Annotated in this window: 16 protein-coding genes and 1 pseudogene; 9 read left to right on the top strand and 8 right to left on the bottom strand. The window is 68.6% G+C overall.

From position 1 onward, the window contains the following. The first annotated feature begins 269 nt into the window (after nucleotides 1-269). From lldP to H1Q64_RS27650, 6 genes and pseudogenes are all read left to right on the top strand, one after another. The gene (gene lldP / locus H1Q64_RS27675; RefSeq protein WP_237907620.1) at nucleotides 270-1,958 is read left to right on the top strand and encodes an L-lactate permease; all 1,689 of its coding nucleotides are present in this window, start codon (nucleotides 270-272) and stop codon (nucleotides 1,956-1,958) included. Between the two features lie 329 nt (nucleotides 1,959-2,287). After that, a pseudogene (locus tag H1Q64_RS27670) lies at nucleotides 2,288-5,163 on the top strand (FAD-binding and (Fe-S)-binding domain-containing protein). Between the two features lie 19 nt (nucleotides 5,164-5,182). Beyond that, the gene (locus H1Q64_RS27665; RefSeq protein ID WP_237907619.1) at nucleotides 5,183-5,968 is read left to right on the top strand and encodes a (Fe-S)-binding protein; all 786 of its coding nucleotides are present in this window, start codon (nucleotides 5,183-5,185) and stop codon (nucleotides 5,966-5,968) included. Beyond that, nucleotides 5,961-7,385 carry a LutB/LldF family L-lactate oxidation iron-sulfur protein gene (locus tag H1Q64_RS27660; protein WP_237907618.1) on the top strand — a complete coding sequence of 475 codons (1,425 nt, stop codon included), beginning with the start codon at nucleotides 5,961-5,963 and terminating at the stop codon, nucleotides 7,383-7,385. The genes H1Q64_RS27665 and H1Q64_RS27660 overlap by 8 nt, the downstream gene beginning before the upstream one ends. After that, a complete protein-coding gene (locus H1Q64_RS27655) occupies nucleotides 7,378-8,049 on the top strand; it encodes a LutC/YkgG family protein (RefSeq protein WP_237907617.1) in 672 nt (223 codons plus the stop codon). The genes H1Q64_RS27660 and H1Q64_RS27655 overlap by 8 nt, the downstream gene beginning before the upstream one ends. A gap of 145 nt (nucleotides 8,050-8,194) precedes the next feature. Further along, nucleotides 8,195-8,638, top strand: a complete 444-nt coding sequence (locus tag H1Q64_RS27650) for a group III truncated hemoglobin (protein WP_237907616.1) — start codon at nucleotides 8,195-8,197, stop codon at nucleotides 8,636-8,638. On the opposite strand, the gene H1Q64_RS27645 is transcribed toward H1Q64_RS27650, so the two are convergent. Beyond that, nucleotides 8,639-9,133, bottom strand: a complete 495-nt coding sequence (locus tag H1Q64_RS27645) for a substrate-binding domain-containing protein (RefSeq protein WP_237907615.1) — start codon at nucleotides 9,131-9,133, stop codon at nucleotides 8,639-8,641. It lies immediately after the preceding gene. Nucleotides 9,134-9,198: 65 nt separating this feature from the next. Continuing rightward, complete coding sequence (locus tag H1Q64_RS27640) at nucleotides 9,199-11,559, bottom strand: PAS domain S-box protein (RefSeq protein WP_237907614.1); 2,361 nt, start codon at nucleotides 11,557-11,559, stop codon at nucleotides 9,199-9,201. Nucleotides 11,560-11,840: 281 nt separating this feature from the next. Here H1Q64_RS27640 and H1Q64_RS27635 point away from each other — a divergent pair, with 281 nt between their 5' ends. Continuing rightward, nucleotides 11,841-12,701: an LOG family protein gene (locus H1Q64_RS27635; protein WP_237907613.1), complete on the top strand. Its 861-nt coding sequence runs from the start codon at nucleotides 11,841-11,843 to the stop codon at nucleotides 12,699-12,701. A gap of 3 nt (nucleotides 12,702-12,704) precedes the next feature. On the opposite strand, the gene H1Q64_RS27630 is transcribed toward H1Q64_RS27635, so the two are convergent. Continuing rightward, nucleotides 12,705-13,493, bottom strand: coding sequence for a DUF3750 domain-containing protein (locus H1Q64_RS27630; RefSeq protein WP_237907612.1), 789 nt, complete (start codon nucleotides 13,491-13,493; stop codon nucleotides 12,705-12,707). Between the two features lie 167 nt (nucleotides 13,494-13,660). On the opposite strand from H1Q64_RS27630, the gene H1Q64_RS27625 reads away from it, so the two are divergent. Then, entirely contained in the window at nucleotides 13,661-14,101 is a 441-nt protein-coding gene (locus tag H1Q64_RS27625) for a hypothetical protein (protein WP_237907611.1), read from the top strand. A gap of 6 nt (nucleotides 14,102-14,107) precedes the next feature. On the opposite strand, the gene H1Q64_RS27620 is transcribed toward H1Q64_RS27625, so the two are convergent. Beyond that, nucleotides 14,108-16,057 (bottom strand): mechanosensitive ion channel family protein, encoded by a 1,950-nt coding sequence (locus H1Q64_RS27620; protein WP_237907610.1) that lies wholly within the window; start codon nucleotides 16,055-16,057, stop codon nucleotides 14,108-14,110. A gap of 446 nt (nucleotides 16,058-16,503) precedes the next feature. Between H1Q64_RS27620 and H1Q64_RS27615 the strand changes: the two genes are divergently transcribed. Then, the gene (locus H1Q64_RS27615) at nucleotides 16,504-16,884 is read left to right on the top strand and encodes an RT0821/Lpp0805 family surface protein (RefSeq protein ID WP_237907609.1); all 381 of its coding nucleotides are present in this window, start codon (nucleotides 16,504-16,506) and stop codon (nucleotides 16,882-16,884) included. A 15-nt stretch (nucleotides 16,885-16,899) separates the two neighbouring features. Here H1Q64_RS27615 and H1Q64_RS27610 read toward each other — a convergent pair whose 3' ends face one another. The 4 genes from H1Q64_RS27610 to H1Q64_RS27595 all read right to left on the bottom strand — a co-directional run bounded on the left by H1Q64_RS27610 (nucleotide 16,900) and on the right by H1Q64_RS27595 (nucleotide 23,231). After that, nucleotides 16,900-19,101 (bottom strand): HlyD family efflux transporter periplasmic adaptor subunit, encoded by a 2,202-nt coding sequence (locus H1Q64_RS27610; RefSeq protein WP_237907608.1) that lies wholly within the window; start codon nucleotides 19,099-19,101, stop codon nucleotides 16,900-16,902. A 3-nt stretch (nucleotides 19,102-19,104) separates the two neighbouring features. Next, the gene (locus H1Q64_RS27605) at nucleotides 19,105-20,469 is read right to left on the bottom strand and encodes an efflux RND transporter periplasmic adaptor subunit (protein WP_237907607.1); all 1,365 of its coding nucleotides are present in this window, start codon (nucleotides 20,467-20,469) and stop codon (nucleotides 19,105-19,107) included. After that, nucleotides 20,459-21,265, bottom strand: coding sequence for an efflux RND transporter periplasmic adaptor subunit (locus H1Q64_RS27600; RefSeq protein ID WP_237907606.1), 807 nt, complete (start codon nucleotides 21,263-21,265; stop codon nucleotides 20,459-20,461). Before H1Q64_RS27600 ends, H1Q64_RS27605 begins: the two co-directional genes overlap by 11 nt. Nucleotides 21,266-21,386: 121 nt before the next feature. Beyond that, nucleotides 21,387-23,231: a TolC family protein gene (locus H1Q64_RS27595; RefSeq protein WP_237907605.1), complete on the bottom strand. Its 1,845-nt coding sequence runs from the start codon at nucleotides 23,229-23,231 to the stop codon at nucleotides 21,387-21,389. Nucleotide 23,232 lies beyond the last annotated feature (1 nt).

Here is a 23,232-nt window from a genome sequence, read left to right as displayed (position 1 = left end):
GTAATACCACGGGCAAGAAAAAGTCCCTCGCCACGCTGACGGTAAATTGAATTTTCCCTATTGCCAACCATTGCGACCCAATGTATCCGTTCTGAGCCTTTGGTCATAAGTTTTGACCGGAGCCCAACCCAAGAAAAAACTGATCTCCACGACCGATCGGCCGTGGAATGACAGGCGGCGCGCGTCCGGATAAGACGCGCGGGTCCGGGCTCCACTCACGGTCGCAGGCCAAAGCGCAGAACCGAGAATCTGCGGCATAGGTAGGAAACATGCAGCCCTGGACACAAGTCTACGATCCCGCGGGTAACCTTTGGCTTTCGGCACTTGTGGCCGCGTTGCCGATCATCTTCTTCTTCATCGCGCTGACCGTTCTGCGCATGAAGGGCCACATCGCGGGCACCATCACCGTCGCCATCTCGCTGGCCGTCGCCATCCTGTTCTACAAGATGCCGGTCGGCATGGCGCTGGCGTCCGCCGGATACGGCTTCCTTTACGGCCTGTGGCCCATCGCCTGGATCATCGTGGCGGCCGTGTTCCTCTACAAGATCACGGTCAAGACCGGTCAGTTCGAGATCATCCGCTCGTCGGTGGTGTCAATCACCGAGGACCAGCGGCTTCAGATGCTGATGGTCGGCTTCTCCTTCGGCGCCTTCCTGGAAGGTGCGGCGGGCTTCGGCGCGCCGGTCGCCATCACCGCGGCGCTGCTGGTCGGGCTGGGGTTCAACCCGCTCTACGCCGCCGGTCTCTGCCTGATCGCCAACACCGCCCCGGTGGCCTTCGGCGCCATGGGCATTCCGATCATCGTCGCCGGTCAGGTCACCTCGCTCGACCCGTTCAAGATCGGCGCCATGGCCGGCCGCCAGCTTCCGCTGCTGTCCGTCTTCGTGCCCTTCTGGATCATCATGATCATGGACGGCTGGAAGGGCGTGCGCGAGACCTGGCCCGCCATCCTGGTCGCCGGCGGCACCTTCGCCGTCACCCAGTACTTTACCGCCAACTTCATCGGGCCGGAGCTGCCGGACATCACCTCCGCCCTGGTCAGCCTCGTCAGCATTACTGTCTTCCTGAAGTTCTGGAAGCCGAAGGCGATCTTCCGCTTCGCCAACTCGCCGCTGGCGTCGGGTCCGGTGCCGCAGTCGGTCGGCGCCATGGCGTCGAGCGAGTTCAACGCCCAGCGCGGCTACAGCGCCGGTGAGATCGCCAAGGCTTGGTCGCCCTTCCTGATCCTGACCGTGATCGTCACGATCTGGAGCCTGAAGCCCTTCAAGGCCCTGTTCGCCAAGGGCGGCGCGCTGGCCGACACGGTGCTGTACTTCCCGATTGCCGGTCTGGACAAGCTGGTCCTGAAGGCCGCCCCGATCGTCGCCTCGCCGAAGCCCATCGACGCCGTCTACAAGCTCGACCTGCTGGCGGCCATCGGCACGGCCATCCTGATCTCCGCGATCATCACGATGGTCATGCTGAAGATGCGCCCGGCCGACGGCGTGAAGACCTTCGTCGAGACGGTCAGCGAGCTGAAGCGCCCGATCTACTCGATCGGCATGGTCCTGGCCTTCGCCTTCATCGCCAACTACTCGGGCCTGTCCTCGACCCTAGCCTTGCTGCTGGCCGGCACGGGCTTCCTGTTCCCGTTCTTCTCGCCGATCCTGGGCTGGCTGGGCGTGTTCCTGACCGGGTCCGACACGTCGAGCAACGCGCTGTTCTGCGGCCTGCAGGCCACCACGGCGCAGCAGGTGGGCGTGTCCGACGTGCTGATGGTCGCGGCCAACACGACCGGCGGCGTCACCGGCAAGATGATCTCCCCTCAGTCGATCGCCGTGGCCTGCGCCGCGGTGGGTCTGGTCGGCCGCGAGTCCGAGTTGTTCCGCTTCACCGTGAAGCACAGCCTGTTCTTCGTCGCGATCATCGGCGTCATCACCATGATCCAGGCCTACATCCTGCCCTGGATGATCCCGTAAGCGTCGAAGTCCGACCCCCTTCTCCTCCCCCCGGGGAGAAGGGGCGTCATCCACTGCCGAGCTTTATTCCCTACGGCGCCGCTCGGCCTTCCATCCGGTCGGGAGGCGCCGCTTTCTTTGTGCATTGCAGCAGCGCAGCGCTGCGTTTGGTCAATTCATTTTACCATTGCGGCCACCCAGCAAATCGATTATCCGACGTACTGACTGTGGCACACAACAAGCCGTCCGTCCGACGGGCGGAAACAAACGTCGCCCCAGCACCCGCAACCCGGACCGGCGATCACGGAGGAGTCGTCGCGCGGTCCCTGATCCGGAGGCCCCGAGAACCGATGCTGCCCGCGCCCTATGACCGCCTGCACGCGGCCCTCCGGGAGTTCATGCCGGACGAACGCCTCGTCACCGACCCGCTGCGCACGCTGGCCTACGGGACCGACGGCAGCTTCTACCGCCTGATCCCGAAGATCGTCGCCATCGTCGAGGCCGAGGGCGAGGTGGTGCGGCTGCTCAACCTCTGCCGGGAGTTGAAGACCCCGGTGACCTTCCGCGCCGCCGGCACCAGCCTGTCAGGCCAAGCGGTCACCGATTCCGTCCTGGTCCTGCTGGGCGACAGCTGGCGCGGCTGCACCATCCCACCGGGTGCGGCGACGGTGACCCTCCAGCCCGGTGTCATCGGGGGCGGAGGCGAACCGCAAGCTCGCTCCCTTCGGGCGCAAGATCGGTCCGGACCCGGCCTCCATCGCCACCGCCAAGATCGGCGGCATCGCGGCCAACAACGCCAGCGGCATGTGCTGCGGCACCGCCCAGAACAGCTACCGCACGCTAGCCTCCATGCGGCTGGTGCTGGCCGACGGCACGCTGCTGGACACCGGCGACGCCGCCAGCCGCGCCGCCTTCGCTGTCAGCCACGGCGCGCTGCTGTCCGGCCTGTCCGATCTGGCCGCCCGCACCCGCGCCGACGACAAGCTGGCGGGGCGCATCCGCAATAAGTTCCGCATCAAGAACACCACCCGGCTACAGCCTCAACGCCCTGGTGGACTTCGAGGAGCCGGTCGAGATCCTCCAGCACCTGATGATCGGGTCGGAGGGCACGCTCGGCTTCCTGTCCGAGATCACCTACAACACGGTGCCGGAACACGCCCACAAGGCGAACGCGCTGTTGATGTACCCGGACATCGGGGAGGCCTGCCGCGCCGTCGCGCTGATGAAGCCGACGCCGGTTTCGGCGGTGGAGCTGATGGACCGCGCCTCGCTGCGCTCGGTCGAGGGCAAGCCGGGCATGCCGGACTTCATCGGCGGGCTGGGGCCGGACGCCTCCGCCCTGCTCGTGGAGATCCGCGGCGAGGATGCGGCGGCGCTGGACGCCAACATCGCCGCCGTCGGCGCGGTGATCGCCCAGACCCAGACCCTGTTCCCGCCCACCTTCACCACCGACGCCAAGCTGGGCGAAAGCTACTGGAAGATCCGCAAGGGCCTGTTCCCGGCGGTCGGCGCCATGCGCAAGGTCGGCACCACGGTCATCATCGAGGACGTGGCCTACCCGCTCGACCGGCTGGCCGAGGCGACGGTCGAGCTTCAGGCGATGTTCCTGAAATTCGGCTACACCGAGGCGATCATCTTCGGCCACGCGCTGGAAGGGAACCTGCACTTCGTCTTCACCCAGGCCTTCGACACCGACGAGGAGGTGGACCGCTACCGCCGCTTCATGGACGCGGTGTGCGATCAGGTGGTGCGCAAGTACGACGGCTCGCTGAAGGCGGAGCACGGCACGGGCCGCAACATGGCCCCCTTCGTGGAGATGGAGTGGGGTCCGCAGGCCTATGGCCTGATGAAGGAAATCAAGGCGCTGCTCGACCCGCAGGGCCTGCTGAACCCCGGCGTCATCCTGAACGACGACCCCGAGGCGCATCTCAAGAACCTGAAGGCGATGCCCGCCGCCCATCCGCTGGTGGACACCTGCATCGAGTGCGGCTTCTGCGAGCCGACCTGCCCGTCGCACAAGATGACGCTCTCCCCCCGCCAGCGCATCGTCGGTTGGCGCGAGATTTCGCGTCTTGAGGCCACGGGCGCAGACGCGGCTCGGCTCGGCGCGCTGCACGAGGCTTACGACTACCAGGGCATCGACACCTGCGCGGCCTGCGGACTCTGTTCCACCGCCTGCCCGGTGGGGATCGAGACGGGGCTGCTCATCAAGGCGATCCGCGGCGACCGTCGAGGGGCGGTGGCCCAGGGGTTCGGCACCTACGTCGCCGGCCACACCGCCGGGGCGTTGAGCGTCGCCCGCGCCGGCCTGAAGCTCGCCGATCTGGCCAAGCGAACGCTGGGCGACGACACGGCGAATGGGCTGTTCGAGAAGCTGCGCACCGTCACCGGCCAGCGCCTGCCGCATCTGCCGCGCGCCCTGCCCACCCCGACCAACTTCACGCCGCTGCCCCAGGCCAAGGCGTCCGCTGACGCGCCGACCGTCGTCTATGTGCCGAGTTGCACCAGCCGCAGCATGGGTCCCGCCGCCAACGATCCGGAGAAGACCCCGCTGCCGGTGAAAGTGGAGGCGCTGTTCCAGAAGGCCGGCTACCGCGTCGCCTACCCGGAGCAGCTGTCCTCGCTGTGCTGCGGCATGCCGCTGGAGAGCAAGGGCCTCGCCGCCCAGGCCGACGCCAAGGCGGAGGAAATGGTCCGCGCCATCTGGGCGGCCAGCGCCAACGGCATGGCCCCGGTGGTCCTCGACACCAGCCCCTGCTCCTTCCGGCTGAAGAAGCACCTGAAGGACGCCGGGCTCCAGGTCCTGGATCTGGTGGAGTTCATCCACGACCATCTGCTGGATCGCCTGAATTTCACCAAGCAGACGGAGCCGGTGGTGCTGCACCTGACCTGCTCCACCCGCCGCATGGGGCTGGATGCCAAGATGAAGGCGGTGGCCGCCGCCTGCGCCACCCAGGTGGTGGTGCCGGAGGATGTCGGCTGCTGCGGCTTCGCCGGCGACAAGGGCTTCACCACGCCGGAGCTGAACGCCCACGCCCTGCGCCACCTGTCCAAGGACATCCCCGCCGGGGCCAAGGCCGGCTATTCGAACAGCCGGACCTGCGAAATCGGCCTGTCCGACCACTCCGGCTTGCCGTACCGTTCCATCGTCTATCTGGTCGATGCCTGCTCGACGCCGAAGGCTTCCGCCACGGCCTCCACGCGCGCGTCGGAACCCGCGTTCTGAGGCGGGAGGGAGGAAAATCATGAGCCACGACGGCACCATAAGCCGGACCGACATCGAACGGCCCGCCATCGAACGCCCTGACAGCGTTTATTTCTTCGGCACCTGTCTGGTCGACCTGTTCTACCCGGAAGCCGGCATGGCCGGCATGGAGCTGCTGAAGGCGCAGGGCGTCCGCGTCGTCTTCCCGCAGGGGCAGAGCTGCTGCGGCCAGCCCGCCTACAACTCCGGCTACCGGGAGGAGGCGCTGAAGGTCGCGCGCGCGCAGCTCGACTACTTCCCCGGCGACTGGCCCATCGTCGTGCCGTCGGGCTCCTGCGCCGGCATGATGAGCAAGCACTGGCCCGACCTGTTCAAGGGCGAGCCGGACGAGGCCCGCGCTTGTCAGGTGGCGTCCCGCGTGTGGGAGCTGACCCAATTCCTCGTCCAGGTTCTCAAGGTCAAATTCGAGGACCAGGGGCCGCCGGTGAAGATCACGTGGCACGCCTCCTGCCACGCCCAGCGCGAAATGGGCGTGACCGACGAGCCGAAGGCCCTGCTGCGCCAGCTCGCCAACGTCGAACTGGTCGAACTGCAGCGGGAGAAGGAATGCTGCGGCTTCGGCGGCACCTTCGCGGTGCGCCATCCGGAGATTTCCGCCGCCATGGTCGGCGACAAGGTGGCGGACATCGAGAACACCGGGGCCAAGGCCGTGGTGTCCGGCGACTGCGGCTGCCTGATGAACATCTCCGGCGCGCTGGAAGGCGGCAAGAAGCCGGTCCGCGGCGTCCACATCGCCCAGTTCCTGAAGGAGCGCACCCATGGGTGAGACCAGCATCAATTTTGCCAAGGCCTCCAGCGCGGCGCTTCAGGACCAGCAGCTTCGCGGCAACTTCCGCCGCGCCATGGACGGGCTGATGTCCAAGCGCGCGGTGCAGTTCGCCGACACCGCCGAGTGGAACGGGGTGCGGACGCTCGGCGCCTCGGTCCGGCTGCGCGCCCTGTCCAAGCTGCCGGAACTGCTGGAGAAGCTGGAAGCCAACTGCACGAAGAACGGCATCCAGGTCCATTGGGCGTCGACCACCGACGAGGCCAACGCCATCGTCCTGTCCATCATGCAGCGCGTGAACGCGAAGCTGGTGGTCAAGGGCAAGTCGATGGTGTCGGAGGAGATGCACCTCAACGCCTTCCTGGAAAAGCACGGCATCGAAAGCCTGGAAAGCGACCTCGGCGAATACATCGTCCAGCTTGATGAGGCGATGCCCTCGCACATCATCATGCCGGCGATCCACATGAACACCAAACAGATCGCCCACCTGTTCAAGCAGAAGATCAAGGAAGCGGAATACACCGAGGACGTGGCCCAGCTCACCGACCTCGCCCGCCGCGTCCTGCGCAAGAAGTTCGCGACCGCCGACGTCGGCATTTCCGGCGTCAACATGGCGGTGGCGGAGACGGGCACACTCTGTCTGGTGGAGAACGAGGGCAACGGGCGCATGAGCACCACAGTGCCGCCCGTCCACATCGCCGTCATGGGCCTGGAGAAGGTCGTCGAGAAGCTGGAGGACGTGCCGCCGGTCATCAGCCTGCTGACCCGCTCCGCCACCGCCCAGCCGATCACCACCTACGTCAACATGATCTCCAGCCCCCGCAAGGAGGGTGAGAAGGACGGCCCGAACGAGATCCATCTGGTGATCCTCGACAACGGGCGGTCAGGCATCTACGCCGACGAGGAGCTGCGCAACACGCTGCGCTGCATCCGCTGCGGCGCCTGCATGAACCATTGCCCGGTCTACACCAAGGTCGGCGGCCACGCCTATCAGGCGCCTTACCCCGGCCCGATCGGCTCGATCCTGATGCCACAGGTGGAAGGACTGGAGAAGCGGGGCGAGCTGCCGCACGCCTGCACCATGTGCAACGCCTGCGTCGAGATCTGCCCGGTCAAGATCCCCATCGTGGAGATTATGGGCCGCCTGCGGTCGGAGGCCGTGCATCCCGGCGACGCCGTGAAGGGCGCCGGGTCGCACGCCAGCAAGGCGGAGGCGATGGTGTGGAAGGGCTGGTCGATGACCTACGCCTCGCCGCTCGCCTACCAGTTCGCGACGGCGCTGCTGGCCAAGCTGGGCAACGCCGCCCCCGCCAGCCTGCCGCTGCTGAAGGAGTGGACGAACGTGCGGTCCAAGCCGCGCTTCGCCAGCCGCACGCTCCATGCCCTCGCCCGCGAGAAGGGGATTCCCGATGTCTGAGTCCAGAAATGCGATCCTGGGCAAGCTGCGCGCCGGGCGCGACGCCCACCCGCTGCCCCCGCCGGAGTCCGACTTCGCCGTCCTGCGCAACAAGCGCTGGGACGGCGCGGAACGGCTGGAGCGCATCAAGCGCATGATGGAAGCCGTCCATACGGAATTCCTGGAGACGACGGAGGCCGACTGGCCCACCGACGTCCAGGCCTTCCTCAAGGCGCAGGGTACCCGCAACCTGCTCTTCGGTCCGGCGACCGAGGCCGGGGCGCGCCTGTCAGCCGAATGGACGGCGTCCGGGATGGCGGGCGGTCCGGAGCTGATCCCTTACGCCGACCGGGTCGAGACCTTCAAGGAGCGGCTGTTCGACGGCATCGACGCCGGCATCACCACGACGCTGGGCGCCATCGCCGACACCGGCAGCCTGATCGTCTGGCCGACGCCGGAGGAGCCGCGGCTGATGTCGCTGGTGCCGCACATGCACTTGGCGCTGCTGCGCGCCGACGCGCTGTACGACACCTTCTGGCAGGCGATGACCGAGAACCGCTGGGCCGACGGCATGCCGACCAACGCCTTGCTGATCTCCGGCCCGTCGAAGACGGCGGACATCGAGCAGACGCTGGCCTACGGCGTCCACGGGCCGAAGCGGCTGGTGGTGGTTATCATCCGGTAAGGGTGCGGAGAGCGCGTTCGACGTTCATAACCCTCTCCCCTCAGGGGAGAGGGAGTTCAATGCCCTGCACGGGTGGCGGTGTGCCGCCGGGACGGGTATGGTGCGGGGTCTTGTTCGCCTCATGTTTTTTCGGGACGCCACCGCCTTGGACCAGACCGCACCCACCCCCCAATCCGCCACCATCGCCGAGCGGGTCGCCAAGACCGGCATCGACGAGGCGATGATCGAAGCCCTCGTCCGCACCTTCTATGGCAAGATCCGCGACGACGCCCTGCTCGGCCCGGTGTTCGGCGCGGCGATCACCGACTGGGAGCCGCATCTCCAGAAGATGATCGACTTCTGGTCCTCGGTCGCCCTGCTGACCCACCGCTACGACGGGCGCCCCCTGCCCGCCCATGTCCGCTTCGACATCGGGCCGGCGCATTTCGAGCGCTGGCTGGAGCTGTTCCGCGAGACGACGGCCGAGGTCTGCACGCCCGAGGCCGCCGCCTTCTTCGAGGACCGCGCGGCCAACATCGGGCGCAGCATCCAGATGGGGGTGGATTTCTTCCGCAAGCAGGCCGCTGCCGACGCCGCCGCAGGCCGCTGATCAGGCCCCGCGCACCGGCTTGCCCTTCACGCCCCAGCTGTCCGTGAAGTCGCGCACGCCGGGGATGGTCATCATGTGGGCGTCCTTGACGTAGACGAACTGCTTGGGACCAAGCTCGTACTCCATCATGGTGATGCCCTTGGCCCGGCAGCGCTTCTGCTCCTCGGCCCCGATGCGGCGGTCGGAGACCACCATGTCGGGATGCTCCAGCCCCACCCCGGCGCAGAAGCTGCGGAATCCGCTGTTGGTGCCCTCGGCGACGAGGCGCGGCTGGGTGTCGGGCGTGCTGTTGAATCGGCTGGCCGCGGTGCCGACCGCCCCCCGCATGGACGGGCTGCCGACGATCCAGATCCCGCGCTCCTCGGGCGGCGGCTTCGGCACGGTCGGGGGCGGCAGGGTGGCCGTCTGCTGCGGCGACGGGAAGCCGGGAAACTGGCACCCGGCGAGCGCCGCCGCGACGGCGACCATGGCAAGGCCTTTCGACAGGGATGGCACTCTGTTGTCTCCTCCATAACCTTCGCACGGCGCGGCGCCGTCGGCGCCGCTGGTGATAGCAACGCTCAAGCCGGCCCGATGGCTCCAAGATGGCGTGCGAGCACGGCTTCGAGAAGGCGCGGCGTCACCGGCTTGTGCATCAGGCCGAGACCGTGCCGGGCGGCGTCGCGCTGCGGTTCCGGCCCGATCTCCCCGGTGACGATGAGGCCCGGCACGTCGGCGCCGAACAGGTCGCGGATGCGCAGAATAGCCTCAGTGCCGACGCGGCCCTGGCGCAACCGGTAATCGGCCAGCACGATGTCGGGCCGCCGCCCGCCGCGCAGGCGCTCCAGCGCTTCGCCGGTGCTCCCGGCGGTCAGCACCTCGAACCCCCATTCGCCGAGCATCACCGCCAGCCCCATCAGAACGATGGCGTCGTCCTCCACGACCACGGCCAGCCGCCCGTCCCCGGTCGCCGTCATGGCGTCGGTCCGCGCCATCCGGGTGGCGGGGGGCGGAAGACGCGGCTCGTCGTGGCGGACCAGCGGCACGCTGACCGAGAAGATCGAGCCGCGCTCCGGACGCGACACCAGATCCACTGGATGGTCGAGCAGACGCGACAGCCGGCGCACGATGGCGAGACCGAGGCCGAGGCCCTGGTCGCGGTCGCGCTCCGGGTTGCCGATCTGGTGGAACTCCTCGAAGATGCGCTCCCGCTGGTCGGGCGGGATGCCCTGGCCAGTGTCGTGCACCTCGATGCACAGGCGCGTTCCCTGGGGCCGGCAATCGACCATGACGCGGCCCCGGTCGGTGTAGCGGATGGCGTTGTCGACCAGATTGCGCAGCATTCGCCCCAACAGGACGCGGTCGCTGCGCACCGTCCCGGTGAAGGGCACGACCCGCCAATCCAGCCCCTTGGCCTCGGCCAGCGGGGCATAGGCGGCGGACAGTGGGCCGAGCAGGTCGGCGACCGGAAAGTCCTCAATCTGCGGCGCCACCACCCCGGCATCGAGGCGCGACACGTCGAGCAGGCTGTCCAGCAGATCCTTCAGCGTGTCCAGCCCCTGCTGGAGCCGGTCGAGCGCCCGCTGCCCGGCCTCGCCGGTGACATGGGGGCCCAGCGCGCCGGCGAACAGCAGGATTGATTGCATGGGCTGGCGCAGGTCGTGGCTGGCCGCCGCCAGGAAGCGGCCCTTCGAGCGATCGGCCTCCTCCGCCGCCTGCTGGGCGCGCCGGATGTCGTGGATGTCCACCGCGGTGCCGATCCAGGAGACGATGGCGCCCCTTTCCTGCACCGGCACCACGCGGCACTGGTGCCAACGCCATGCCCCGTCGGCGCGCCGCATCCGGATGTTGCTCTGATAGGGCGTGCCCGCAGCGATCGAGCGCGTCCTCAGTTCCAGATAGGCGGGGCGGTCGTCCGGATGAAATCCCTTCCAGGCGGACATGGCGTCCGGGTCCTGACCGGTGTAGGCGCGCAATTCCTCGTTGTAGTATTCGGGGGTGCCGTCCGAGCGGTTGATCCACATGAGCAGTGGCGTGTTGTCGACCAGCGTGCGGAACCGCGCCTCGCTCGACCGCAGCGCCTCCTCCGCGCGCTTGCGGGCGGTGATGTCGCGGGCCACCCCGACGACGCCGATGGCCGCACCCCAGACGTCGCGCAGGGGCATGACGCTGATCATCAGAACGCGTTTCCCCTCCTCCGTCGGGAAGGGCAACTCCTCCTCCACCGTCTCCTCCCGTCCGGTGGCGATCACTCGCCCGCACAGGTCGTCGAGCCGTGCGGCCTCCTCCGGCGGGAACAGATCCTCGTCCGTCAGGCCCGCTACCTCCTCCCGCGCCCGTCCGAACAGGCGCGCGGTCGCGGAGTTGACCAGGGTGAAGCGGCGCTCGCGGTCCTTGGCGAAGATCGGGTCGGTGACGCTCTCCAGAAGGCTTTCCAGCAGGGCGTTCTTGTCCCGCAGCAGCGCCTCGGCCGCCAGGGCAGCGCGATGGGCGGCCTGGGTTTCCAACTCGTGCATGGCGAGGCGGGCGAACTCCTCCAGATCCCGCTCGTCCTCCGCGCTGAACTCCGGATGGGGCTTGTGATCGAGCAGGGAGAAGGTTCCGATGCGCAGCCCGTCCGGCGTGATCAGCGGCGCCCCCGCGTAGAAACGCAGGTGCGGCGGCCCGGCGACCAACTCATGGTCGGCGAAGCGCTCGTCCTCTAGCACATCGCGCACGACCAGAACCGAGTCATGGAGGATGGTGTGGGCGCAGAAGGACAGTCGCCGCTCAATGACCATCGTATCCAGCCCATAGCCGGCCTTGGACCACTGCCGCGTCTCGTCCACCAGATTGACCATCACGATGGGCATGCGGAAATGGCGAGCGCCGAGCCGGGCCAGACGGTCGAAGGACGCCTCCGGCGGCGTGTCCAGCACGCCGTAGCTCTTCAGCCGGTCCATCCGGGCGCGCTCATCCGATGGCCATGGCGGCTCGATGCTGCTCAACGTCACCCCTTACGAACAAGACGCGGATAAGACGCTGAAGGTCGGGCGCAGACGCCCCTGAACCATGATGTGGGCAGGGCCAAGGCTTATGGAAAGACGCGGAACCGCTTTCCCTTCCGCCTCCCTCCGGTCTGCGGCACAATTGCTTCGAATGCAAATCTTTTGAGTCCGGGCAATGGATCGCCCGCGACCCCACATGACCAGAAGCCGTTCCCCGTCCCCACCCGGAGCACAGCATGAAGGACAGCAGGCCGAACCACGAATCCGCCGCCTACCGCATCGCCTTCGAGGACCGCGATTTCCTGTTGAGCGAGCCGATGCGCGGGGTGCGTTTCATGCTCGAATACGCCAAGCCGGAATCGGAGCTGAAGGCCTGGGGCATCCGCTCCACCATCGTGGTCTACGGCAGCGCGCGGGTGCCTTCGCCCGAGCGGGCGGAGCAGCTTCTCCGCGACGCCCGGACGCTGGAGGAGCGGCAACAGGCCGAACGGCGGGCCAAGCAGGCGGCCTGGTACGAGGAGGCGCGGGCCTTCGGGCGCATCGTGTCGGAGCGCGGCGGCGCCCTGGCGCCGACCGAGGACGGGCAGCGGGACAACGTGATCGCCACCGGCGGCGGTCCCGGCCTGATGGAGGCCGCCAACCGCGGCGCGCAGGAGGTCGGGGCGCCGAGCATCGGCTTCAACATCAGCCTGCCGCAGGAACCGCACCCCAACCCCTACAGCACGCCGGAACTGACCTTCCGCTTCCATTATTTCGCCATCCGGAAAATGCATCTGGCGATGCGCGCCAACGGGCTGGCGATCTTCCCCGGCGGTTTCGGCACCTTCGACGAAGCGTTCGAGATCCTGAACCTGCGCAACACCAACAAGGCCTCCCGCCTGCCCATCGTCTTCGTCGGGCGCGACTATTGGAACGAGGTGGTGAATTTCCGCGCCCTGGCCGACCACGGCATGATCAGCGCCGGCGACCTGGAACTGTTCGACATCGCCGACACGGCGGAGGAGGCGTGGGACTGCATGACCCGGCTCGGCCTCAAGCGCGGCAACCCGCCGCTCGGCCCCGCCGGCACCGGCATGTCGGCGGCCGAGGAGAACTGAGGCTCAGCCCGGCGGCGGGCTTTCAGCGGCCGGGGCCGTCGGGGCGGGGGCGTTCAGTGCCAACCGCCCGACGCCCGGGATCTTGACCGCGAGATCGAAGGGATCGACCCCGAAGGTCATGCCCAGCAGGTTCACCTCGAACCCTTCCTCCTGGGCCAGGAGGAGGCCGGCAAGGCCGAACAGGCTGACCTGCCAGCCCGTGCCGCTGGGCGCCCGCGCGATCAGGCCGGTGCCCAGATAGTCCTTGCCCAGGGCGGTGGAGGGCAGGTCGAGCCGCAGTTCCGGCACCGCCCGCCCCACCCAGGCGGCGAAGGTGTTGCTGTTCGGGCCGGGCCAGATTCGGTATTCCCCGGCGTAGGGGTAGCTCTGGGCGGCCTCGGCGATCTTGGGAATGGCGGCCTCGGCGGCGGGGCCGCGCAGCTCGGCCAGCACGGCGGGGGCCGAACCGAACCAGCGCCCGTCCGGATCGCGTTTGCTGACCGCCACCGCCGGCAGGCCGCGGTAGACCCGCCAGCCGATCACCTCATAAACGGTGTAGGCCGACGCCCCCGCCGGCTTCACCGCGAACCACGGGTGCGTGCCGAAGGCGCCGCGCCAGGACAGGGCGCGGGCGGCGTAGACCTGCACCACCGCCTCCTGCGTCGTGGCGGGATCGGGGGCGAGGCCGACCGACTTGCGGTCCGCCCGGCTCCAGTCGACCCCCAGCGTCGCCGTTCCCGACGCGATCACGAAGGCCGGACCGGCCAGCAGCAGGACCAGCGTCATCAAAATCACCAGGATGGTGGCCGTCATTCTTTTCCGCACCGCTCCCTCTCGCCTGATGGGCCGTTTCCCAGATAGGCTGTCATCGCCCTGCCCGCCACCGATGTTGTACGTTGAGGACCATCCGGCTGGTTCATGGCCGAAGGGTTTTTCGCCTGAGGGTTCATCGCCTAGAGGTTTATCGAAGGAGCGCCCCGATGCATGCCGCCGACCTGACCGACCTTCTGGACCGCATCACCCGGCAGGCGCCCACTCGCTCCGCGACGATGGAGGTCGCCCGCGCGCTCGGCTGGACCACCGGGCCGAGCCGCAAGGGATGGAAGGTGGTCCAGCCCACCGGCTATGTCGGCGGCATGGTCGTCCCGCCCAGTGCCGACACCGCCGCCGCCGAGGTGTGGTTCGACCCCGAGGGGACAGAGCGCGGCCTCGCCGGTCCCAACGCCGAGTTCCCGCCCTATCTGACCAGCCTGGACACCGCCCTGTCCGCCGTCCCCGCGGCGGAGCGAGCGACCGTCCTGCGGACCGCGCTGGACCGTCACCGGACGTGGCAGGAAGAGACCGGCCGGGACGACGCTGCGCTCGGCCGCCTGCCCGCCTTCGTCATCGCGGCCTGGCTGTCGGTTACGCCGGCGGCGTGACGGGCGTCACTCCGCCGCTCCGCTCTCCTTGCCGGTGCCGTTCATGGCCTGGGCGGCGGCGAAGCCGATGATCCGGTTGGCCGCCTCCGGATCGTCCACCCGCACCACCACGCCGCGCCCGACCAGATGGATGTCGTGATCCTGGAAGGCGCGGATCAGGCGGTGGTAGGCCTCGCGCCGGATGACGAACTGCTCGTTGGGCTTGGTGATGAACTTGACGCCGATGATCGCCGCGTCGTCCTCCACCCGCCGCACGCCCTGGGACTTCAGCGGTTCGATGAAGCTCGGCCCCATCTCCGGGTCGGCGGACAGCTCCTTGCCGACGTCCTTCACCAGTTTTTTGACCAGCCCCATATCGGTCTCCGGCGGGACGCGGAACTCCAGACGCATCAACGCCCAGTCGCGGCTGTAGTTGGTCAACGCCTTGATCTGGCCGAAGGGCAGCGTGTGCACCGCGCCGCGGTGGTGGCGCAGCTTCAGCGAGCGCAGGGAGATGCCCTCCACCGTGCCGCGCAGGTTGCCGACCTCGACATAGTCGCCCATGTGGAAGGCGTCCTCCAGCAGGAAGAAGACGCCGGCCAGGATGTCGGCGATGGTCGATTGCGCGCCGAGGCCGATGGCGATGCCGACCACCCCCGCGCCGGCGAGCAGCGGCCCGATCTCGATGCCCAGCGAGGAGAGGACGATCATGACGACGATGGCGACCAGCACGACCTGAAGGAACTTCCGCAACAGCGGCAGCAGCGTCGCCAACCGCTGCCCGCGCGACGACGCCCCGTCGTGCCGGGCCTCCTCCAGCGTCCGATCGATCATCCGCACCACCATCGTCCAGGCGACGTAGCCCAGCAGAAGCACGACCGTCACGTTGAACAGCAGTCGCAGGGCGATGCCGGTCGCTCCGGTCGCCTGCTCCACCCGAAATCCCCAGATGGCTGCGGTGGCGAAGACACCGACGACGAACAGGGCCGACCACAACGCCCGCATCACCCGCGCCACCGCGGCCTTCCCCGCATCCGTCTCCTCCCCCCGGTAGAAGCGGGCGAGCGGGCGCTGGGCCATCAGCGCGATGGCCGGCACGGCCAGCGCCACCAGCAGGCTGGCAAGCATCCGCGGCCCCGTCGCCGGCTCCAGCCGCACCGCCGCCGCCGCGACGACCAGCCACAAGACGACGAGATAGACCGATGCCGCCACCGCCCACAGCCCAAGCGTGGGGTGGTCCTTCACCTCGACGCCCAATGGGCGGGCGATTGCCCGTGCCACCGGAGCACGTCCGCGCCACACACGGTAAAGCAGATACAGGAAGGGCACGGTGCTCAGCGGCAGGCCGATCGCGACGATGGCGTTCCCGCCGACCCCCAGCGCCAGCAGAAGATCGATCAGCCCGAGCACCGTAGCGGCCAACGTCACGGTGACCACGCCCGTGCGGTGCAGAGCGCGCGCGTCGGCGTCCTCCAGCGGGATCAGGCGCAGCCTGGGGCGCCTCGGTGCGCAGAGGAAGCGGATCAGCCGGTCCGTCAGCAGCACGGTCAGCGCCGCCTGGAGCACCGCGAGCAGGACCGCTGGAGCCGCGGGATGCGGCGGCCGCACGATCGCGTAGACGACCAGCACGCCAAGCGCGAAGGCGCCCACCGGCACCAGCCCCAGCACGAAGCGCAACGCGCCGGTCAGCAGCGGCGCTCCGCCGTCCGCCTCCAGCTTGCGGAGCGGCCCCGCCAGGACCCGGCCCGTCAGCAGCAACGCCGCCGTCCCCGCCGCGAAGAGGATCACCAAGCCGCGCAGCAGGCGCAGCGGGTGCACCGCCGCCTCCCGCCCGTTGGGGCGGGCAAAGGCGTCCGACAGGATGGTGGGAAGCTGTGGATAGGTGGCGGCGACCGCCTCCAGACGCGCGGCATACACCTCCAGCGCCGTCGCCGGTCCTCCGGGCGTGGAGGTATGGGCATCGGGCGTCTGTGCCACGGCCCATCCGGACGGCAAGGCCGCAAACAGCAGGGCGGCAAGCAAGGCAAGGACCGGCCACCGGGCCAACGTGCGGCGCGTCCCCAAATCTTCGTTCATAGGGGCCATTCTGCGGGGCCATCCTGCCGGAGAGCGATGGAGCGGTGCCCATCGGGCGGAAATGTCCGCGCCGAAGGGTTTGACCGGCGATCAGAAACGCTCGTCCGCCCCCTGGTCGGGAAGCCAGTGCGTTACCGTTGCCCACCGGACGGCCGTGCAGCGAATAGCAGGCCATGGCCCGGACTTGGAAAGGTTTCGGAACATCGGAAAGGCCGGAGTCCGCGGCGCGCCAAGCAGCGACACGTATGTTACCGTAACACCCCGGTTCGTGACCTGCCTTCACATGCGGCCATCATCAATCGTTCTTAAAATGCCCGGATTCGAAAACGGTCGTAAGGAGCCGCCGCATGCGCCTGTTACCCATCCCGTCCTTTGCCTTTGGGCTCCACGCCGCCGCGCTGGTCGCGACGCTGGCCGTCGCCGCCCCGGCGCAGGCACAGTTCGGCCTTTTCCTGGGCGGACGCGGCGGGGTGGATTTGACGGACGAGGATTGGGACCTGTTCCGCAAGGCGCTCAGCGACGCCCTGACCCCGATGGAAGCGGGTCGGCGCACCGAATGGAACAATCCGAAGACCGGGGTGCGCGGCGATGTGGTCGTGGAGAAGATCCACGAGCGCGACGGTGCGCCCTGCGGGGATGTTCAGGCCAACTTCATCCGGCGGACCGTCCAGCCCTACAGACTGACCTTTTGCAAGATGGCCAACGGGCGGTGGGCAATCGCTCCCTGACGGGCAATCTTCTCGTCAGAACCCGGTTTCGCGGATCAGCACGGCCAGCGCGGTGCGCCAGAAGCGGTCGGCCAGACTGCGCGCCTCGCCCTCCACGCGGGCCACGCCGCGCATCTGGTGGGCGGGTCCCGCCTGCGTCCGGTCCAGCGGCGCCAGGGTCACCCGGTAGACGGCCTCCACCGGCTTCAGGTTGGAGCGCGCAGCCTCGGCGTTCGTGCGTCCCATCGCTGGGCCGGTCTGACTTTCTACGGCAATCGGACCGCCGTGGATCGAGGCCAAGGCGGGAACGTCCAGCCCCTTCACGCTCACCCGGTCCACCACCGCCACCCGCGCTTCCATGCGGGGACGCAACGGATCGTCAGCGAGGAACACCGCATCTGCCCCCACAGAGACGCGGGTGAGGTCATTCTCGGCCACATAACCGACCAGTTCCCCACCGCCATCAGCGACGATCTGGCCGAGCGCCAGCGATGGTCCCACCCAGCGCCCGGGGCGCAGCGCGTCGGCGACATCAACCACCGTTCCGGCGATGGGCGCACGGATTTCCAGACGCGCCAGACCGTCCAGCAGACCCTGCCGGTCGGCCAAGCCTGCGGCCAGATCCTCCTCCATCACCCGCACCCGGTCCAGTCCGTCGCGGGCGGCCAGCATGCGGTCGATGCGGTCCTGGGCCAGCGCGATGCGCAGTTCCGACTGCTGCAGCTTGCTGGTCAGTTCCGGCGCTTCGAGGCGGAACAGCAGGTCGCCCGCCGCCACGCGCTGGCCGGGCTGGACCAGCACCTCCGCGATGCGCGACGGGACCGGGGCGAACAGGGTTGAGAAACCCTCCGCCCGCCACACCGACGGTACGGCGATGGTGCCGGTGACCGGGACGAAGGCCAGCCAGACCAGCGCGCTCAGGCCGCCCAGAGTCATCAGGAGGTTCCGGTTGGGCCGCAGGCTGCCCCGCCGCTCCCACCATTCCTTCGCCTCGTTGACCAGCGGGCGCAGGATGAACCAGCCGACTTCCACCGCGAACAGCACGATTCCCAGCACCTTGATGAAAACGTGATAGACCAGGACCGCGATGCCGATGAACAGCACCAGCCGGTAGACCCAGGTGGCGAAGGCGTAGGCCAGCATCACCCGGTGCAGCCACGGATCGAACCGCTCCGGCACCTCGTCGCCCAGCCCGAACAGCCATTCCCGCAGCCGCCAGCGGGCCAGCGCGAAGGCTCGGTCCTGAAGGTTCGGCACATCCAGCGCGTCGGCCAGCAGGTAATAGCCGTCGAACCGCATGAAGGGGCTGAGATTAATGGTCAGGGTCGTCACCCAGCTCACCGTCGCCACGAAGAAGGCGGCGCTGCGCAGCGGCCCGTCGGGCAGGAAGCTCCAGGCCAGCGTGGCGAAGGCGGCCAGCGCCAGTTCCGTCAGCATGCCCGCCGCGGCGATGTGCAGCCGGGCGCGGCGGGAAACCAGCCGCCACGCGTCGCTGGTGTCGGTGTAGAGCACCGGCCACATCACCAGGAAGGCGGCCCCCATGGTCGGCACCTGGCAGCCGAAGCGTTTCGCGGTGTAGGCGTGCCCCAGCTCGTGCAGCGTCTTCGTCACCAGCAGGGTCAGGCCGTAGAGCGCCATGCCCTCCAGCGTGAAGAAGTGCAGGAAGGTGTGAGCGAAGCTGTCCCACTGGCGCATCGCCAGGATGAGGCCCAGAATTCCCGCACCGATCACCGTCCACAACCAGGCACGGCTGTAGAAGGGCGCGACGTAGCGCACCGTGGCGTTCAGGAAGGCGTCGGGGCGGACCAGCGGGATGCGGAAGAACAGGTAGTTGTGCAACAGCCACGTCCACCAGGACGTGCGCCGCGCCGCCGTCTGCTTCGCCAGAAAATCGACGTCGGCGCCCTGGGTCAGGTTGCTGCCGGCCAGGAATTTGTAGAGGCCGACGATATCCTCCGCCTCCGGCTCCAGGACCGTTTCGGCGGCCACTGCGGCGGCGATGGCACGGGGCGACCCGTGATGCCAGCGAGCGATGACCTCGAAGGCGCCATGGCCGATGCGGAAATAGCGATTGCGCACCGGATCGTGGATCGTCCAGCAGGGCGATCCGTCCACGGCCGGTGGAGCCGGCAGCAGTTGCAACTCTTCGCGCAACGGCGGCAGCCGCACGCTGTCCAGCGGGTCCACCGGCGTGACCGCCGCCGGCCCCGTCGCCATGCCGATGGCGGCGGCGCCCATGGCTCAGAGCCCCACGGTCTGGCGCAGCGACGCCAGCGGGCGGCGGAACAGGTAGAAGGCCAGCGGCACCCGCTCGCCCTGGATCTTGGCGGTGCCGCGCAGCCCGATGCGCGGGGTCGGTTGGTCCGGCACCAGATCGGCGCGGACGCGGTAGGCCAGGACACCGCCCGGCGTCAGCCCCGGCTCGTAGCTGGCGTGCGAGACGGTCGCGTGCAGCGGGCGCAGAGGATCGACGTTCAGATAGAGGCTGACCTCGGCCCCCTCCTGAAGCACGATCGCGTCGTTGACCGGGACATGCACGTCAACCTCGGCAGCCTGCGGGTCGGCCAGGGTCAGGATGCGCTCGCCAACCGCCACTGGCTTGCCCAGCCAATCGTTGGCGTCGGTGAAGACGGCGATGCCCGTCCGCTCCGCCTTAACGGTGACGCGATCCATCAGGTCGCGGGCGAAATCCATCTCCGCCCGGCGCAGTTCCACCTGGGTCTTCAACTGGGCGATGCGGGCCTTGCTCTGCGGGTCGGTGAAGGCCCCCTGGGAGGCGGTCAGCAACTCCGCCTCCGCCGAAGCCAGGGCCTTGCGCGCGACTTCCAGACGACTCTTCAAAACCGTTGCTTCGAACGTGAACAGAGGCTGACCGTTGGTCACCGGCTCGTTCGGCTGGACGTGGAAGCGTTCGATGACGCCCTCCAGCGGCGCGCTGACGATCAGCGGGTCGCGCGGCGCCACCTCCGCCGGTGCCAGCGTCGATTGCGGAACCGGAATGGCCAGAACGGCCCCCAGGGTCGCCACCACCGCCAGCGCCCAAATTCCCTTGCGCGCCCGCACTCCGGAGCGGCGCCCAGCCTGGGTCAAAGCCCACCAGGCGTGTCCATAGCCGCCGGAAAGCTGCCCGAGCAGCACCTTTTCCCCTTCCGTCCACGCATCGTCGCGGGCGAGCCACAACACCGCCGTCAAGGTGCCGTCCGGACCCGGGAGAGGCACCCACAGCGCCTGCGCCGGTCCCCACTGGCCCCAGTCGCGGGCCAGCGCGGGCGGCACCTCCGTGGGGGCGATGCCGTGCAGGCTGCGCGCCTCCGCTCCCGCGGCGATGGCCGACGCCGCGGCCTCCAGCCAGCGGGTGAAGGGGGCATCGCGCTCCGGAACGGCGACGTTGGACACCGCCTCAAGCCGCGCCTTGCCCGACGGCGCGACGGTCAGGAAGATCGCCTGCTGGTAGGCGATCATCCGCCGCGTCTGGTTCACCATGAGGAAGCGCAGCGCTTCCGGGTTCTGGGCCTGCCGGGCCTCCTGTTGCAAATTCAGGAGGAGCAGGAGGCTGTTCAGCGGGTTGGCCGCTTCCATCCGGACGGATGTGACGTCATCGGGCACCTTTGGCCTCCTCCGCCGGGTTGAAGCGGGCGGTTCCGCTCATGCCGGCGACCAGATTCGGGGCATTGCCCTGCTTGTCCGTCAGCAGCTTGCCCGTGACCTTCAACGACTGGCTGACCGGGTCGACGCGGGCGCCGATCAGGGTGACTTCGCCGTCAAGAGCCTCGCCCGTCTCGTCGATGCGCAGCTCGAACCGCTGCCCGGGCTTCAGCCAGACCAGCCAGGAGGACGGGACGATCAGTTCGACCCGCAGATCGCGGTCGGACAGCACTTCGAGCAGGGCCGTGCCGGCGGGCACCGACTCATGCTCACGGATCCGCTGCTCCACCACCTTGCCGTCGAAGGGGGCCTTCACGTCGCAACGACGGACCTCGATCTCGGCCTTGCGCAGATCGGCGCGGGCGGCCTCGGCCTTGACCTCGGCCATCTCGACCTCGGCCCCGCCGATGGATTTCAGCTGCTCCAGCCGGCGGCTCTGCCGCACCGTGACGTCGGCGGCGCGCAGGTTGGCGCGGGCCGCGTCGACCGCCGCCTGATAATGGCTGCAATCGAAGGCGATGAGCGTCTGCCCCGCCTTGAAGGACTGGCCCGCCTCCACGGTGATCCGCCCGATGCGCCCGGCGATCTCGCTGGAAAGGACGGCGTGCTGCCGCGCCTCGATCAACGCGCGTACGCCGCCTTCGGGGGCCGGCGCCGGATCCGCGGCGGCAAGCGGCAGGGAAAGCAGCGCGATAGACAGCGCAGCGAGGAAGCGTGAGGGGCGAAAGCGGCACATCATGGCAGAGATTTTCTGCACCCTTTGCTCCGGAAGCGCAACGATCCAGGATCGGCAAGCGGTCCTGTACGCTTATTTGTTTCAGCACCAGTGCACCGGCACAGCCGAAGGGGGGCGGCGCCGGTGCGCCACCCCGTCGGCATCAACGCGCGGAGGCACGCCCCATCGGGGCCAGCGCGCTCAACGGCACCGAATAGACCTTCGCCGGCTCCGACCGTGAGGACGGGCTGTAGGACACCGTCATCGGCGCGGCCATGGAGGCGGCCTGCGGCAGCTCGGCCACCGTCACGCGCTCCGGCACCGCAGCCTTGCGCTCCGCCGGCTCGTCGTTGCGCGCGGCAAGCGGAGCGGTCTTCGGTTCGGTCTGCGGCTCGGCCGCCTTTTCAATCGGAGCCTTCTCCGTCGGTGCCTTTTCGGAGGTCGTGGCAGCGGGAACCAGCAGATCCTGGAGCCGCGCCGTGCCGCCTGCCTTCTGCTGCCAGGCGCCCAACCCGTCGGACACGGCCTGACGCAGCGTCGTCAGATCCTGGGACGGGACGGCCTCCGGCATGGGATCGACGCCCGCCGACACCATGACGCGGGCGTAGGCGTTCTGCAGGTCGGCGTAGACGAGATCGCGCCGCAGATCGGAGACGAGTTCCGACACCTCGGCCTGGATGACGCTCATGTCGCCCTGCTGGCCGACCGTGCTGCTGTTGACGTACTGCTGCCGGATGCGGCGGTCGATTGACGCCTGGTCGGCGTTGAGCGAGAACTCCTGCGACAGCTCGCGGAACTGCACCATCGCCACGCGCACCTGGCTCAGCACCGCCACGCTCAAAGCCTGACGGCGGAAGGCGACCAGTTCCTCCTGCGCCTTGGAGAAGGCGTGGGTGTCCGGGGCCGAGGCCAGGGACAGGATGTTCCACGACACCCGCGCCCCGTAATCGGCCCAGCGCTGGTTCAGCAGGAAGCTGTTGCTGTCGAAATGCAGGCCGGCGTTCAGGTCGATGCCCGGCAGCAGCTTCAGCAGGGCGCGGTGCGTCTCGTCGGCGGTGATGCGGGCATTGTAGGACTCCTCCAGCAGCTCCGGACGGTTGAGGAGCGCGTAGGTTTCCAGGGATTCGACCGACGCCGTGATCGCCGGCACGTCCTTGCCGGTGACGTCCGGCGGCATCTGAAGGGTGAAGTTCTCGCCCGGCGGCAGGCCCATCAAGGCGCCAAGCTGCGACTTGGAGGCAACCAGCTCGCGCCGCAGGGTCTGGAGCTGGCGCAGCGTGTCGACCAGCGCGCGCTGGTAGGACAGGGTCTGCAACGGAGCCTGGACGCGCTGGGCCTCCAGGTCGTTCGCGTTCTTGCGCGCCGCCTCGATGCGCTTCTCCAGCGGCTCGATCCGCTTCAGCAACCGCTCCGCGGCGACGGCGCGCCAGTAGGAGGTGCGCACGTCCTGGAGGATGCCCTGGACGACGCGGCGGCGGCGCTCGTCGGCGATCAGGACGAGGTTGGAGTTCTGGCGGGCGCGCAGGTAGCTGACGCCGAAATCGAGAATGTTCCAGGTGAAGCCCAAGTCGGCGGTCCGGCGGTGCCGGTCCGTGGCCGTGGTGCTCTCGCCGGTGCGGCGGCCGGTGGCGAGATTGAGGCTTTCCGACCCGGATTCGTTGTTGCGCCCGGTGTAGCCGGCCCCCGCCACGAGACGCGGCAGCATGTCGAACCGCGACAGGTCGAGCTGCTGGTTGGCGACCGCCATCTCCATCAGCTTCACGCGTTCGTCGAGGTTGTACTTGATGGCCCGCGCCATCGCCTCGTGCATCGACACCGGGCCGGCGATCGGCTCCTGCGGCGCCATGATAACCGACATGTCCTCGCGCAGACGGGACACATTCTCATCATCGGTCAGAGGCTTCGGGCTGATGGAACATCCGCTGGCGAGGAGCGCGGCGGTGGCCAGGGCGAAGGACGCGCGGACCTTGTGGCCCCGCGGCCGGAGGGAGGAAGCGAACCGGGTCATT

This window comes from Azospirillum brasilense (genome assembly GCF_022023855.1).
GTDB classification, from domain to species: domain Bacteria; phylum Pseudomonadota; class Alphaproteobacteria; order Azospirillales; family Azospirillaceae; genus Azospirillum; species Azospirillum brasilense_F.
The sequence above is the reverse complement of the archived record's forward strand: the minus strand, read 5'-3'. Positions and strand labels throughout refer to the sequence as shown.